The sequence below is a fragment of the Streptomyces shaanxiensis genome (genome assembly GCF_039537145.1).
GTDB lineage: Bacteria > Actinomycetota > Actinomycetes > Streptomycetales > Streptomycetaceae > Streptomyces > Streptomyces shaanxiensis.
On the sequence record NZ_BAAAZY010000006.1, the window covers coordinates 180,099 to 194,599 of the forward strand.

The 14,501-nt window shown below is 69.8% G+C and carries 14 protein-coding genes; 6 read left to right on the forward strand and 8 right to left on the reverse strand.

All coding sequences use genetic code 11. The features are described 5' to 3' along the window. Positions 1-4: 4 nt before the first annotated feature. From ABD932_RS07640 to ABD932_RS07655, 4 genes are read right to left on the reverse strand one after another with little or no spacing between them, the layout of a single operon-like run. Entirely contained in the window at positions 5-322 is a 318-nt protein-coding gene (locus ABD932_RS07640) for a non-heme iron oxygenase ferredoxin subunit (RefSeq protein WP_031057580.1), read from the reverse strand. After that, positions 322-1,503 (reverse strand): Fe-S cluster assembly protein SufD, encoded by a 1,182-nt coding sequence (gene sufD / locus ABD932_RS07645; protein WP_345009936.1) that lies wholly within the window; start codon positions 1,501-1,503, stop codon positions 322-324. Before sufD ends, ABD932_RS07640 begins: the two co-directional genes overlap by 1 nt. A gap of 60 nt (positions 1,504-1,563) precedes the next feature. Then, positions 1,564-2,988, reverse strand: a complete 1,425-nt coding sequence (gene sufB / locus ABD932_RS07650) for a Fe-S cluster assembly protein SufB (protein WP_062719203.1) — start codon at positions 2,986-2,988, stop codon at positions 1,564-1,566. Then, entirely contained in the window at positions 2,985-3,746 is a 762-nt protein-coding gene (locus ABD932_RS07655) for a helix-turn-helix transcriptional regulator (RefSeq protein WP_250082934.1), read from the reverse strand. Before ABD932_RS07655 ends, sufB begins: the two co-directional genes overlap by 4 nt. A 161-nt stretch (positions 3,747-3,907) precedes the next feature. On the opposite strand from ABD932_RS07655, the gene ABD932_RS07660 reads away from it, so the two are divergent. From ABD932_RS07660 to ABD932_RS07675, 4 genes are all read left to right on the forward strand, one after another. Next, positions 3,908-4,705 carry an AAC(3) family N-acetyltransferase gene (locus tag ABD932_RS07660; protein WP_345009942.1) on the forward strand — a complete coding sequence of 266 codons (798 nt, stop codon included), beginning with the start codon at positions 3,908-3,910 and terminating at the stop codon, positions 4,703-4,705. 91 nt (positions 4,706-4,796) lie between these two features. Beyond that, positions 4,797-5,720, forward strand: coding sequence for an ABC transporter ATP-binding protein (locus ABD932_RS07665; RefSeq protein WP_250082933.1), 924 nt, complete (start codon positions 4,797-4,799; stop codon positions 5,718-5,720). 56 nt (positions 5,721-5,776) lie between these two features. Further along, positions 5,777-6,493, forward strand: coding sequence for an ABC transporter permease (locus ABD932_RS07670; protein WP_345010474.1), 717 nt, complete (start codon positions 5,777-5,779; stop codon positions 6,491-6,493). 76 nt (positions 6,494-6,569) lie between these two features. Further along, positions 6,570-7,562 carry a COX15/CtaA family protein gene (locus tag ABD932_RS07675; RefSeq protein ID WP_345010476.1) on the forward strand — a complete coding sequence of 331 codons (993 nt, stop codon included), beginning with the start codon at positions 6,570-6,572 and terminating at the stop codon, positions 7,560-7,562. 10 nt (positions 7,563-7,572) lie between these two features. Here ABD932_RS07675 and ABD932_RS07680 read toward each other — a convergent pair whose 3' ends face one another. From ABD932_RS07680 to ABD932_RS07695, 4 genes are all read right to left on the reverse strand, one after another. Beyond that, positions 7,573-8,313, reverse strand: a complete 741-nt coding sequence (locus ABD932_RS07680) for a nucleotidyltransferase domain-containing protein (protein ID WP_345009945.1) — start codon at positions 8,311-8,313, stop codon at positions 7,573-7,575. Between the two features lie 18 nt (positions 8,314-8,331). Continuing rightward, positions 8,332-9,438 carry an amidohydrolase family protein gene (locus tag ABD932_RS07685; protein ID WP_345009947.1) on the reverse strand — a complete coding sequence of 369 codons (1,107 nt, stop codon included), beginning with the start codon at positions 9,436-9,438 and terminating at the stop codon, positions 8,332-8,334. Between the two features lie 113 nt (positions 9,439-9,551). After that, positions 9,552-9,842 (reverse strand): hypothetical protein, encoded by a 291-nt coding sequence (locus ABD932_RS07690; RefSeq protein WP_345009949.1) that lies wholly within the window; start codon positions 9,840-9,842, stop codon positions 9,552-9,554. 84 nt (positions 9,843-9,926) lie between these two features. Next, positions 9,927-10,895 (reverse strand): heme o synthase, encoded by a 969-nt coding sequence (locus ABD932_RS07695; RefSeq protein ID WP_425587419.1) that lies wholly within the window; start codon positions 10,893-10,895, stop codon positions 9,927-9,929. A gap of 364 nt (positions 10,896-11,259) precedes the next feature. On the opposite strand from ABD932_RS07695, the gene tkt reads away from it, so the two are divergent. Both tkt and tal read left to right on the forward strand, forming a co-directional pair. Then, positions 11,260-13,347 (forward strand): transketolase, encoded by a 2,088-nt coding sequence (gene tkt, locus ABD932_RS07700; RefSeq protein WP_345009951.1) that lies wholly within the window; start codon positions 11,260-11,262, stop codon positions 13,345-13,347. A 34-nt stretch (positions 13,348-13,381) separates the two neighbouring features. Then, positions 13,382-14,500: a transaldolase gene (gene tal / locus ABD932_RS07705; protein ID WP_345009953.1), complete on the forward strand. Its 1,119-nt coding sequence runs from the start codon at positions 13,382-13,384 to the stop codon at positions 14,498-14,500. The last annotated feature ends 1 nt before the right edge of the window (position 14,501 follow it).

Sequence of the window (14,501 nt, forward strand, 5' to 3'; positions counted from 1 at the left end):
TGCCTCAGGACTCCTGGGTGAGGGAGACGAGCACGTCGTCCCCTTCGATCTTTACGGGGTATACGGGGACGGGGCGCGTCGCGGGTAGGCCGGACGGCTTGCCGGTACGGAGGTCGAACGAGGAGCCGTGCAGCCAGCACTCGATCTGGCAGTCCTCCACCTCGCCCTCGGAGAGCGAGACGTTCGCGTGGGAGCAGATGTCGTGGATGGCGAACACCTCGCCCTCGGTCTGCACGACCGAGACCGGCGTGCCGTCGAGTTCCACCCTCTTGGGGGTGTCCTCCTCCAGCTCGCTCAGCCCACAGGCGCGTACGAAAGCCATCAGACCGTGGCCTCCAGCTCCTCGTTGATCTTCACGAGGAGGCGCTCTTCGATGTCGTCGACGCCGATCTGCTGGACCAGCTCGGCGAAGAAGCCGCGGACCACCAGACGACGGGCCTCGTCGGCCGGGATGCCGCGGGCCATCAGGTAGAAGAGCTGCTCGTCGTCGAAGCGGCCGGTCGCCGAGGCGTGGCCGGCACCGACGATCTCGCCGGTCTCGATCTCCAGGTTCGGCACGGAGTCGACGCGGGCGCCGTCGGTCAGAACCAGGTTCCGGTTCATCTCGTACGTGTCCGTGCCCTCGGCCTTGGCCTCGATGAGGACGTCGCCGATCCACACCGCGTGGGCGTTGTCGCCCTGGAGCGCGCCCTTGTACATCACGTTGGACTTGCAGTGCGGGGTGTTGTGGTCGACCAGGAGGCGGTGCTCCTGGTGCTGGCCCGCGTCGGTGAAGTACAGGCCGAACAGCTCGGCCTCGCCGCCGGTGCCGGCGTAGGCGACACGCGGGTGGAGGCGTACGAGGTCGCCGCCGAAGGTGACCACGAACGACTTGAAGGTGGCGTCCCGGCCGATCAGCGCGTTGTGCTGGCCGACGTGGACGGCCTTGTCGTCCCAGTCCTGGACGGAGACGACGGTGAGCTTGGCGCCGTCGCCCAGGATGTAGTCGACGTTGGCGGCGAGCACGGCGTCACCGGTGTGGTCGATGACGACGACGGCCTCGGCGAAGGCTCCGAGCTCCACGACCTGGTGGCCGTAGGCGACCCCGCCCTCGCCGTGCACGGCGATGCGGATCGGCTCGGTGAGGACCGTCTCCTTGGGGACGGTGATGACACCGGCCTTCTCGAACGCCGAGTACGCCTGGGCGGCGACCCGGTCCACGGGCGTGCCCGCCTTGCCGAGGCGCGCGTCGTCGCGGCCGACGGTCTCGACGGTGACGCCCTCCGGGGCCTCGACGGTGACCTGGAGGCCGTCGCCGGTCGCCACGGCGGTGCCGTCGTGCAGCCCGCGCAGGCGCTCCAGCGGGGTGAACCGCCACTCCTCCTCGCGGCCGTGCGGGACCGGGAAGTCCGCAACGTCGAAGGACGGGGGCGCGCTCATGCGCGTGGCGACGGTCGACTCGGCGGCAACGGCCACCGCGCCGGCGGTGGTGGACCCCACCGGGATGTTCTGAGCCTCAGCCATGGCTGTCGGTCTGCTCTCTTCCTACGTCAGAAATTGCTGGCTGCTGTCGGGCGGCGGGTCTTAACCGACCGCGCCTTCCATCTGCAGCTCGATCAGCCGGTTGAGCTCGAGGGCGTACTCCATGGGCAGCTCCTTGGCGATCGGCTCGACGAAGCCGCGCACGATCATCGCCATCGCCTCGAACTCGCTCAGACCGCGGCTCATCAGGTAGAAGAGCTGGTCCTCGGAGACCTTGGAGACGGTCGCCTCGTGGCCCATGGACACGTCGTCCTCGCGGACGTCCACGTACGGGTACGTGTCGGAGCGGGAGATGGTGTCGACGAGCAGCGCGTCGCACAGCACGTTCGACTTCGAGCCGTGGGCGCCCTCGCCGATCTCGACCAGACCGCGGTAGGAGGTACGGCCGCCACCACGCGCCACGGACTTCGACACGATGTTGGAGGACGTGTTCGGCGCCATGTGGACCATCTTGGAGCCGGCGTCCTGGTGCTGCCCCTCGCCCGCGAAGGCGATGGACAGGGTCTCGCCCTTGGCGTGCTCGCCCATCAGGTAGACGGCCGGGTACTTCATCGTCACCTTGGAGCCGATGTTGCCGTCGATCCACTCCATGGTCGCGCCCTCGTAGGCGACGGCGCGCTTGGTGACCAGGTTGTAGACGTTGTTCGACCAGTTCTGGATGGTCGTGTAGCGGCAGCGGGCGTTCTTCTTGACGATGATCTCGACGACCGCGGAGTGCAGCGAGTCCGACTTGTAGATCGGGGCGGTGCAGCCCTCGACGTAGTGCACGTAGGCACCCTCGTCGACGATGATCAGGGTCCGCTCGAACTGGCCCATGTTCTCCGTGTTGATACGGAAGTAGGCCTGGAGCGGGATCTCCACGTGGACGCCCGGCGGCACGTAGATGAAGGAGCCGCCCGACCACACCGCGGTGTTCAGCGACGCGAACTTGTTGTCGCCGACCGGGATGACGGTGCCGAAGTACTCCTTGAAGAGCTCCGGGTGCTCCTTCAGCGCGGTGTCGGTGTCGAGGAAGATGACGCCCTGCTCCTCCAGGTCCTCGCGGATCTGGTGGTAGACGACCTCGGACTCGTACTGGGCCGCGACACCGGCGACGAGGCGCTGCTTCTCCGCCTCGGGGATGCCGAGCTTGTCGTACGTGTTCTTGATGTCCTCGGGCAGGTCCTCCCAGGACTCCGCCTGCTTCTCCGTGGAACGCACGAAGTACTTGATGTTGTCGAAGTCGATGCCCGAGAGGTCCGAGCCCCAGTTCGGCATGGGCTTCTTGTCGAACAGCCGCAGACCCTTGAGGCGGAGCTTGGTCATCCAGTCCGGCTCGTTCTTCTTCGCGGAGATGTCACGAACGACGTCCTCGCTCAGACCACGCTTCGCAGAGGCGCCGGCTTCGTCGGAGTCGGCCCAGCCGTATTCGTACTTGCCCAGACCCTCGAGCTCAGGGTGGGCAGTCTCCTCGATGGGGAGAGTCATGCGGGGTTCCTCCCGGCCGTGCTTGCAGATGCGTTGTCGCTATGAACTTGCGTGTGGGAAATCTTTGGGATGAACGTCGTGCAGACGCCGTCGCCGTGCGCGATGGTCGCCAGTCTCTGGACGTGCGTTCCGAGCAGCTCGGCGAAGATCTCCGTCTCCGCCTCGCACAGCTGGGGGAACTGCTCCGCGACATGGGCGACCGGGCAGTGGTGCTGGCAGAGCTGCTCGCCTTTTTGGGGGAGGGGTGCGCTGCGCGCCGTAGCAGCGTACCCGTCGGCGCTCAGGGCCTTGGCCAAGGCTTCGGTGCGCTTGTCCGGTGTGGCCGCCTCGATCGCCTTGCGGTAGACGCTCGCCTGGGCGGCGATCCGGGCGCGGGCGAAGGCGGCGACCGCCTCGCTCCCGCCCTCGCGCTCGGCGATCCACTTCAGGGCGTCCGCCGCCAGCTTGTCGTACGACTGGTCGAAGGCGTCACGGCCGCAGTCGGTGAGCGCGAAGACCTTGGCGGGACGGCCACGCGTGCGCGTGCCGTACACCCGCTGTTCGCGAGCCTCCACGACGTCGTCGGCGACCAGTGCGTCCAGATGCCTGCGTACGGCGGCCTGGGTCAGTCCCAGCCGGCCGGCCAGCTCGGCGACGGTCGACTGGCCGTGGTCCAGGATGGACCGCGCGACCCGGTTGCGCGTGGAGCGCTCCCCGGTCGCGAGCTCCTCCTGAGGGGTTCCCATGGGGGTCTCCCGAGCCTCGCCGACGTTTTTCACAACGCCATTGTTGCGTAATTCCTCAAAGGCAGGCAAGCCGCGGCCGGGCGCCTCGCGGGTGCCCTGCGTCACTTAGGCATACCTAATCTGACCTGCGGAAACGATCTTTGATCGATCAAACCGGTGGCACTTGGAGGCCCCGTCCGGAACACTCCGGAAGCATGTCCACACCCCCTCCGACCGGGCCTCTTGTCACTCGGGACACCCTCGCGGCACATCTGCGCGAGCTAGGCGTCCGAACCGGTGAAACCCTCCTCGTGCACTCCTCGCTCAGCGCCCTCGGCTGGGTCTGCGGAGGCGCCGTCGCGGTCGTCCAGGCACTGCTCGACGCCCTCGGTCCGGACGGCACGCTGGTGGTCCCCACCCAGAGCGGCGACCTCTCCGACCCGGCGGTGTGGAGCAACCCGCCGGTGCCCGAGGACTGGTGGGAGACGATCCGGGCCACCATGCCCGCGTACGACCCGCTGACCACGCCCACGCGCGGGGTCGGCGTCGTCCCGGAGACCGTACGGACCTGGCCAGGTGCCCTGCGCAGCGCGCATCCGCAGACGTCGTTCGCCGCCGTCGGCCCGCGCGCCGCGGAGATCACCGGCGGCCACGCCCTCGACTGCCGCCTCGGCGAGCGCAGCCCGCTGGCCCGGCTGGAGGAGCTCCACGCGCGCGTGCTGCTGCTCGGCGCCGGCTACGACACGTGCACCAGCTTCCACCTCGCCGAGTACCGGATCCCGTCGCCGCTGGTGAAGGTGGGGCGGCCGGGGCCCACGGGATGGGAGGTGGTGACCGAGGTGTCGATCACCTCGGAGCGGTTCGACCAGCTGGGGCACGACTTCGAGCGGGACCGCCCTGTCGTGCGCGGGAAGGCGGGCGCGGCCGACGTACGGCTGTTCCCGGTGGCGGACGCGGTGGCGTACGCGCAGCGGTGGCTGGAGATACACCGGCCCCGCGCCGAGGAGATCTGAACCGGGCGTGTGGGGAGATGTGAACCCGCCGTGCGGGGAGATGTGAACCCGGCCGTTCGGGTTACCGGCCTCGTACCTAGACTCTGGAGCCATGCGAACTGAGCCCGTGGTCCAGGTCCAGGCCCTGGTGAAGCGGTACGGCACGAAGACCGCGGTGAACGGCCTCGACCTGGTGGCCCGGGCCGGCGTGACCGCCGTACTCGGGCCCAACGGCGCGGGCAAGACGACGACGGTCGAGACCTGCGAGGGATACCGGAGGCCGGACTCCGGCACGGTGCGCGTCCTGGGCCTCGACCCGGTGAGACAGTCCGGCGAGCTGCGGCCGCGCATCGGCGTGATGCTGCAGTCCGGCGGCGTCTATTCGGGCGCGCGGGCGGACGAGATGCTGCGGCACGTCGCCAAGCTGCACGCGCACCCCCTGGACGTCGACGCCCTGATCGAGCGGCTCGGGCTGGGCAGCTGCGGCCGGACCGCCTACCGCCGCCTCTCCGGCGGCCAGCAGCAGCGGCTCGCGCTCGCCATGGCCGTGGTCGGCCGCCCCGAGCTGGTGTTCCTGGACGAGCCGACCGCCGGGCTCGACCCCCAGGCGCGCCGGGCCACCTGGGACCTGGTCCGGGACCTGCGCGCCGACGGCGTCTCCGTCATCCTCACGACCCACTACATGGACGAGGCCGAGCAGCTCGCCGACGACGTCGCGATCATCGACGCGGGCCGGGTCATCGCCCAGGGCTCCCCCGAGGAGCTGTGCCGCGGCGGCGCCGAGAACACCCTCCGCTTCACCGGCCGCCCCGGCCTCGACGTCGGATCCCTGCTGAAGGCCCTGCCCGCCGACTGCACGGCGGCGGAGCTGACGCCGGGCTCGTACCGGGTCGGCGGCAAGGTCGACCCGCAGCTGCTCGCGACGGTGACGTCGTGGTGTGCGCAGCACGGGGTGATGCCGGAGAAGATCTCGGTGGAGCGGCACACCCTGGAAGACGTGTTCTTGGAAATGACCGGCAAGGAGCTGCGTTCGTGACCACCGTCGGTACGGGTACGTACACCCCGAAGCCGGGCGCCGCCCCCCTCCCCCGCATGATCGCGACACAGGCGGCACTCGAGACCAGGATGCTGCTGCGCAACGGCGAACAGCTGCTCCTGACCGTGGTGATCCCCACCCTCCTGCTGGTCCTCTTCAGCTCGGTGGACATCGTCGACACCGGCGCCGGCGAGGCCGTCGACTTCCTCACCCCCGGCGTCCTCGCGCTCGCCGTGATGTCCACGGCGTTCACGGGGCAGGCGATCGCCACGGGCTTCGAGCGCCGGTACGGCGTGCTGAAACGGCTGGCCTCCTCGCCACTGCCCCGCTGGGCCCTGATGACCGCGAAGACGGCGTCGGTGCTGGTCACGGAGGTCCTGCAGATCGTCCTGCTGACGGTGATCGCCTTCGCGCTCGGCTGGTCGCCGCAGGGCAACCCGTTGGCCGTGCTGCTCCTTCTCGTCCTCGGCACGGCGGCCTTCTCCGGCCTCGGCCTGCTCATGGCGGGCACGCTCAAGGCCGAGGCCACCCTGGCCGCCGCCAACCTGGTCTTCCTGCTGCTGCTCGTGGGCGGCGGGGTGATCGTGTCGCTGGACAAGTTCCCGGCAGGTGTGCAGGACGTGCTGGGCCTGCTGCCGATCTCGGCCCTCTCCGACGGACTGCGGGACGTGCTGCAGCACGGGGCCGGGATGCCATGGGGCGACCTGGGGATTCTGGCCGTGTGGGCGGTCGTGGGGCTGGCCGCGGCGGGGAAGTTCTTCCGCTGGGAGTAGGCCTCCCGGACCCCGGTCCCGGGACCCTCGTGAAAGCGTGCACAAGCGGCCGCCTACGATAGGGCGCGTGCCAAAGCTGACCCGCGCCGACGCCGTAGCGGCCGTGCGCAACCCCCTCGCCTTCATCGCCGCACGCTGGACCCCGACCCCGAGGACGGTCCGACGGGCGGCCCTCGCCGCGCTCGTGATGTCGGTGCTCATCGTGGTCACCGGCGGTGCGGTACGCCTCACCGGTTCCGGGCTCGGCTGCCCGACCTGGCCCAAGTGCACCGACGACTCGCTGACCGCCACCCGCGAGATGGGCCTGCACGGCGCCATCGAGTTCGGCAACCGCATGCTGACGTACGTGCTGTGCGCCGCCGTCGGCTGGGCGATCATCGCGGCCCGCTCCACCAAGCCGTACCGGCGCGGCCTGACCCGGCTGGGGTGGGCGCAGTTCTGGATCGTGATGAGCAACGCGGTGCTCGGCGGCATCGTCGTCCTGGTCGGCCTCAACCCGTACACGGTCGCGGCCCACTTCGTGGCGACGTCCGCGCTCATCGCGGTCGCGACGGTGATGTGGCAGCGCACCCGGGAGGGCGACGCGGCGCCGCGTCCCCTGATCGGCAAGGCGGTGCAGCAGCTGGTGTGGGTCCTGGTCGGGGCCTCGGTGCTGCTGATCCTGGTCGGCACGGTGGTCACCGGTGCGGGCCCGCACGCGGGCGACTCCAGCGAGGTCGAGCGGATGCCGGTCGACTGGGAGACCGTCACCAAGCTGCACGCCGTGCTGGCCTGGATCGTGGTCACGCTGACGTTCGCCCTGTGGTTCGTCCTCAAGGCGGTCGACGCCCCGAAGGGCCCCTTGAACCGCACCCGCGACCTGTTCCTGATCCTCCTCGCGCAGGGCGTCATCGGCTACGTCCAGTACTTCACGGACCTCCCCGAAATCCTGGTCGGCCTGCACATGTTCGGCTCGGCCGTGACATGGATCGCGGTGCTGCGGGTGCTGCTGTCCCTGCGGGAACGGCCGCACGACGAGATCGGCATCCCGGCTCCGGCGACCGAGGCGACGGTCGGCACGCGCGCGTGAGTCAGCCGAGTCAGCCGTACCTCGTCACCAACTCGTCGATCGCCGGCCCCAGGTAGGCCCGCGTCAGCCCGGCCCTGCGCGCCGCCCACGCCTCGTCCGGCGGCGCGGCGGCGTCGCCGTAGCGGCGCCTGCGGATGTCCTCGACCACCTCCGCGGACACCCCGAGCCCGGGCAGCAGGTCCAGGGCCTCGCGCTTGGAGATCAGGCGGCCGTCGCGCAAGGTGACGCCTGCCCGGGCGAAGGTGATCAGCCCCAGGTCGACCCAGACGTCCCGCGTCCACAACCGGGGGTTGTCGACGGCCGGCCGCCAGAAGTCCCGCTGGTCGCGTACGACGAAGTCGCCGAGCTCCCGGTCCGAGACCGGCGGCAGCAGGCCGGCCGGCGCCTTCCCGAGCAGCACCAGCCCGAAGGCGTGCAGCTCGCGTCGGGTCACCGGCGTCACCGGCCGTTTGAACAGCTCCTGGTGCGCCCAGGTGAGATGAGGCCGGTCGGGATCGGCCGCCGTGCCGGGCGTCAGGTAGGTGCAGTGCAACTGCGCGGCGAGCGGCTCGGCCCGCAGTCGGGCGTGGAGCTTCGCCAGCCGCCATACGGTACGGGGCGTGAGCGGGCCGTCCAGTACGGCGATCAGGTCCAGGTCGCTGCGGCCCTCCTGGTAGTCGCCCCCGGCGAGCGAGCCGTGCGCCCAGACGGCGACGGGAGCGAGGGGCTGGAGCTCCGCGAGAAAACGGTCGAGTAAGGCAGAGGTCGGCATCCGCCCAGTCTGGAGGGCTCACCCCAGCCCGTACACCCGCCGCGCATTCCCCTCCGCCACCATCCCCGCCACCCGTTGCGCGTCCGCCAGCGACCACGCCCCCTCGGCGACCCAGCCGCCGAGCACCCTGCCGAGGGCCTCGCGGAAGAGCCCCGCGCCCACCACGTGCAGTTCGGGCAGGCCCTGCGCGCCGCTGGAGAAGAGGATCTTGCCGAAGGGAGCCAGTTCCAGGATCTCGGCGAGGATCGTGGCCGCGCGGGCGCCCGTACGGATGAGCGCGGCGCCCGAGTCGGCGTAGACGTGCGGGAAGACGCCGGCCAGGTGGGCGGCGTGGCGGTGGTACGGGTAGCCGTGCAGCAGGATCAGGTCGGTGCCGAGGCCGGCCGTGGCGCGGACGAAGTCCGTGAGGAGCACCGGGTCGGCGCGGTCGATCCGCACGCCGGGCTCCGCCAGCCCCGCGTGCAGTTGGAGCGGCAGTCCCGAGGCCACCGCGATCCACAGCAGGTGCCGGAGCAGCACCGGGTCGGTCAGTTCCCCGCCCACCCTGCGCCCCGCCAGCCAGCGGCCGGCCGCGCCCCGTACCTCTCCCGGCCCGGGGGGCTCGGGGGCGAGCGCGAGTCCGTGCCGTACTCCGGCGACGGAGGTGAAGGCCACGGCGCCGACCGCCGCGCCGTGCACCGATTCGGCGAGGTTGGCGAGGAAGGACTCGACGGTGCCGGAGGTGTCGGCGACCTGTTCGGCGAGCAGTTCCAGGCGCACGATCTCAAGGGCCTCGGCGGAGGCGGCGGAGGCCAGTTCGGTGGGGCCGGTGAGGTCGCCGGGCACGCCGGTGTCGATCAGATACGTCGTGATGCCACTGCCGCGCAGCAGACGCCGGCCCGCTTCCACTACGCCGAGTTCACGGCGTCTGGCCAGATAGCGGGCGGGTGGGCAGTGCGGTTCCAGACCGAGGAGGGGCGGGCACCAGCGGCGTACGGCGAAGCCGGTCTGGGTGTCGAAGAGCGTGGTGCCGGGGGCCGGGGGGCCTTCCGTGCGGGCCAACTGGGCCTCGAAGGTGCCGAGGCCCAGCTCCGTTCGCAGTACGCCGTGGCAGTACTGGTCCACGAGGGATGGCGTGTCGATCATCCGGGCTCCCCGTGGGTGGACTGCGCTTGCTACAGGTCCTAACGGGTGAACCGGTGACTAGGTGTTGCGTAAGAGGGAGGGTGGCTCAGGTTGTTCGGCGGGTGCGGCTGGTTTCAACCGCCGATCTGGATGCCCGCCATCCTCTTCCACTCGTACTTGCCCGTCGTCACCTTCGCCGCGAACTCGCCGTCGAAGGACTCGTGGCGGGTGACTCCGGCCTTCTCCACCGCCTGCTCGGCGATCTCGTACGACGGTGCCACCAGGTCGCCCCAGCCGCCGTCGTCGCCGACGAGCACGATTCGGGCGCCGCGCTGTCCGATGTATGCGACCTGGGCCTCGGCGCCGCCATGGGACTTCGCGAAGGTGTTGATCTGCTTGGCCAGCTTGGCCACCTTGTCTGCCATGACCAGGATGCTACCGACGAGTAGATCGAATGGCGACGGGCAAGGTGCGTGACCCGTGCCTCAGCACCCCTACCGCAGGGTCCCCTACCTCAGGAAGGGGTCCACCGCGACCGCCACGAACAGCAGCGACACATACGTGATCGACCAGTGGAACAGGCGCATCTCCTTCAGCTTCACGCCCGTCACCTCGGCCTTCGCGCGGTTCTGCAGCGCGTGCGCCTCCCACAGCCACCAGCCGCCCGCGCCCAGCGCGACCGCGGTGTAGAACCAGCCCGTGTAGCCGAGCGGCGTGAGCAGGAGCGAGACCGCGACCATCACCCAGCTGTAGATGACGATCTGCTTGGCGACGACCTTGTTGGAGGCGATGACCGGGAGCATCGGCACGCCCACGCGCGCGTAGTCGTCCTTCACCTTCATGGACAGCGGCCAGTAGTGCGGCGGCGTCCAGAAGAAGATCACCATGAAGAGGATGAGCGGCGCCCAGGTGAGGGAGTTCGTGACGGCCGTCCAGCCGATCAGCACCGGCATGCAGCCCGCGATGCCGCCCCACACGATGTTCTGCGACGTACGGCGCTTGAGGATCATCGTGTAGACGACGACGTAGAAGAGGAGCGCCCCGAGCGAGAGCCAGGCGCTCAGCCAGTTGACGGTGAGGCCGAACAGCAGCGTGGAGGCGACCGCCAGCGTGATGCCGAAGGCCAGGCACTCGCGCGGGCTGACCATGCCGGTGACCAGCGGGCGCTGCGAGGTGCGGTCCATGAGCGCGTCGATGTCGCGGTCGATGTACATGTTCAGCGCGTTGGCGCCGCCCGCGGACAGGTAGCCGCCGATGCAGGTGAGCAGCACCAGACCGAGGTCGGGCACGCCCTGCTCGGCCAGGAACATCACCGGAACGGTGGTGATGAGCAGCAGCTCGATGATCCGCGGCTTGGTCAACGCCACGAACGCCTTGACCCGGGCCCCGATCGGCCGCCGGCTCGGGCTCTGGCTCGTCCCGATAATCCCCGCTGGACGGGATTCAACGGCCGTCACGCACACCCCTGACAGAGACATCCCAGCAAGCCTCCCCGTGTGAAGTCCCGGTAAAGGCTCGCGCGTACCACGCCACTCTAGACGTTGCCCAGACCCGGACATTCGCGGGGGTGGGGTCGTGTTGAAGGGGGTGGTCCGACGGGCGCACGGCGGCTCGATTGAGCACCCGGATGAGCGGCTGCGTATTCACTTGCCGAACGCGGAACGACCTAGTCGGGAGGCACATCCCGGCGACTCCCGGCAGTCTGGGATGACTCGAAAAAACGCACGTACTTCCGGGGGTAGGCTCGACAACGGCCGGCCGACGCCGAGTACGCCGGCAGCCGGTGGGCGTGTGTGCCCGTGACACCGGCAACCGACATGTGGAGAGGAGCCCTGACCCAGGGTGAGCACCAAGCCGACCACCACAGACCTCGAGTGGACCGAGTTGGACCAGCGGGCCGTCGACACCGCCCGCGTCCTGGCCGCCGACGCCGTACAGAAGGTCGGTAACGGCCATCCGGGTACGGCGATGAGCCTGGCGCCTGCCGCGTACACCCTCTTCCAGAAGGTGATGCGGCACGACCCCGCGGACGCCGAGTGGGTCGGGCGCGACCGCTTCGTGCTGTCCGCCGGCCACTCGTCCCTGACCCTCTACACCCAGCTGTACCTGGCCGGCTTCGGCCTGGAGCTGGACGACCTGAAGGCGTTCCGGACGTGGGGTTCGAAGACCCCCGGTCACCCGGAGTACGGCCACACCGTGGGCGTCGAGACCACCACCGGCCCGCTGGGCCAGGGTGTCGCCAACGCCGTCGGCATGGCGATGGCCGCCCGCTACGAGCGCGGTCTGTTCGACCCGGAGGCGGCCGAGGGCACCTCCCCCTTCGACCACTTCGTCTACGTCATCGCCGGTGACGGCTGCCTCCAGGAGGGCATCTCCGCCGAGGCGTCCTCGCTGGCCGGCCACCAGAAGCTCGGCAACCTGGTCCTGCTGTGGGACGACAACCACATCTCGATCGAGGGCGACACCGAGACGGCCGTCTCCGAGGATGTCGTCAAGCGGTACGAGGCGTACGGCTGGCACGTGCAGCGGATCGCCCCGAAGCCGGACGGCGACCTCGACCCGCACGCCATCTACAACGCGATCGAGGAAGCGAAGAAGGTGACGGACAAGCCGTCCTTCATCGCGATGCGCTCGATCATCGCCTGGCCCGCCCCGAACGCGCAGAACACCGAGGCCGCCCACGGCTCGGCGCTCGGCGACGACGAGGTCGCGGCCACCAAGCGCGTCCTCGGCTTCGACCCGGAGCAGTCCTTCGAGGTCACCGACGAGGTCATCGGCCACACCCGCAAGGCTCTGGAGCGGGGCGCCGACGCGAAGGCGGAGTGGGAGAAGTCCTTCCAGCTCTGGCGGGACAACAACCCCGAGCGCGCGGCCGAGTTCGACCGGATCAGCAAGGGCGAGCTGCCCACCGGCTGGGCGGAGAAGATCCCGGTCTTCGAGCCCGGCAAGGGCGTCGCGACCCGTGCCGCGTCCGGCAAGGTGCTGCAGGCGCTGGGTGCCGTGATCCCCGAGCTGTGGGGCGGTTCGGCCGACCTGGCCGGCTCCAACAACACGACGATCGACAAGACGTCGTCGTTCCTCCCGGCGGACAACCCGCTGCCGGAGGCCGACCCGTACGGCCGCACGATCCACTTCGGCATCCGCGAGCACTCCATGGCCGCGGAGATGAACGGCATCGCGCTGCACGGCAACACCCGTATCTACGGCGGCACGTTCCTCGTGTTCTCCGACTACATGCGCAACGCCGTGCGTCTGTCGGCGCTGATGCACCTGCCGGTGACGTACGTGTGGACGCACGACTCCATCGGTCTCGGTGAGGACGGCCCCACCCACCAGCCGATCGAGCACCTCGCGTCCCTGCGCGCCATCCCCGGTCTCAACGTCGTCCGTCCGGCCGACGCCAACGAGACCGCGATCGCCTGGCGCGAGATCCTGGGGCGCTACACCAAGGAGTTCGGCAAGGGCGCCCCGCACGGGCTCGCGCTGACCCGTCAGGGTGTGCCGACGTACGAGGCCAACGACGACGCCGCGCGCGGCGGTTACGTCCTGTTCGAGGCCGAGGGTGGCGAGCCCGAGGTCGTCCTCATCGCGACCGGTTCCGAGGTGCACGTCGCCGTCGAGGCGCGCGAGCAGCTCCAGGCCGGCGGGGTGCCGACGCGGGTCGTGTCCATGCCGTCCGTGGAGTGGTTCGAGGAGCAGGACCAGGGGTACCGGGACAGCGTCCTTCCGCCGGCCGTCAAGGCGCGGGTCGCCGTCGAGGCCGGTATCGGTCTGACCTGGCACAAGTACGTCGGGGACGCGGGTCGCATCGTTTCCCTGGAGCACTTCGGTGCTTCGGCCGACGGCAAGGTCCTTTTCCGGGAGTACGGCTTCACTGCGGAGAACGTGGCCGCCGTGGCGCGGGAATCCCTCGCCGCAGCCCAGCGCTGACGCTGATATACGAGACGTAGGAGTTTGATTTTCCATGACAGACGCACTGAAGCGCCTCTCCGAGGAGGGCGTCGCGATCTGGCTGGACGACCTGTCGCGCCAGCGCATCACGTCCGGCAACCTCGCCGAGCTGATCGACCAGCAGCACGTCGTCGGTGTCACCACCAACCCGACGATCTTCCAGAAGGCGATCAGCAGCGGTGACGGCTACGAGCAGCAGGTCGCCGACCTCGCCGCCCGCAAGGTCACCGTCGAAGAGGCGATCCGCATGATCACCACGGCGGACGTCCGCGACGCCGCCGACATCCTGCGCCCGGTCTTCGACGCCACCGGCGGCCAGGACGGCCGGGTCTCCATCGAGGTCGACCCGCGGCTCGCCCACAACACGCGGGCGACCGTCGCCGAGGCCAAGCAGCTGGCCTGGCTGGTCGACCGTCCGAACACCCTGATCAAGATCCCGGCCACCAAGGCGGGCCTTCCGGCGATCACCGAGGTCATCGGCCTCGGCATCAGCGTCAACGTCACGCTGATCTTCTCGCTGGAGCGCTACCGCGAGGTCATGAACGCCTACCTCGCGGGCCTGGAGAAGGCGAAGGAGCGCGGGCTGGACCTGTCGCTCATCCGCTCCGTGGCGTCCTTCTTCGTCTCCCGTGTGGACACCGAGATCGACAAGCGCATCGACGCGCTCGGCACCGACGAGGCCAAGGCCGCGCGCGGCAAGGCCGGCGTGGCCAACGCGCGCCTCGCCTACCAGGCGTACGAGGAGGTCTTCTCCTCCGACCGCTGGAGCGCGCTGGAGAACGTGGGCGCCAACAAGCAGCGTCCGCTGTGGGCCTCGACCGGCGTGAAGGACCCGGCCTACAAGCCGACCCTCTACGTCGACGACCTGGTCGCGCCGAACACCGTCAACACCATGCCCGAGGCCACCCTCCAGGCCACGGAGGAGAAGGGCCAGATCACCGGCAACACCGTCGCCGGCACCTACGAGCAGGCCCGCGCCGACCTGGACGCCGTCGAGAAGCTCGGCATCTCCTACGACGACGTGGTCCAGCTCCTGGAGGACGAGGGCGTCGAGAAGTTCGAGGCGTCCTGGAACGACCTGCTCAAGTCGACCGAGGCGGTACTCGAGCGCCTCGCCCCCTCGGAGGGCTGAT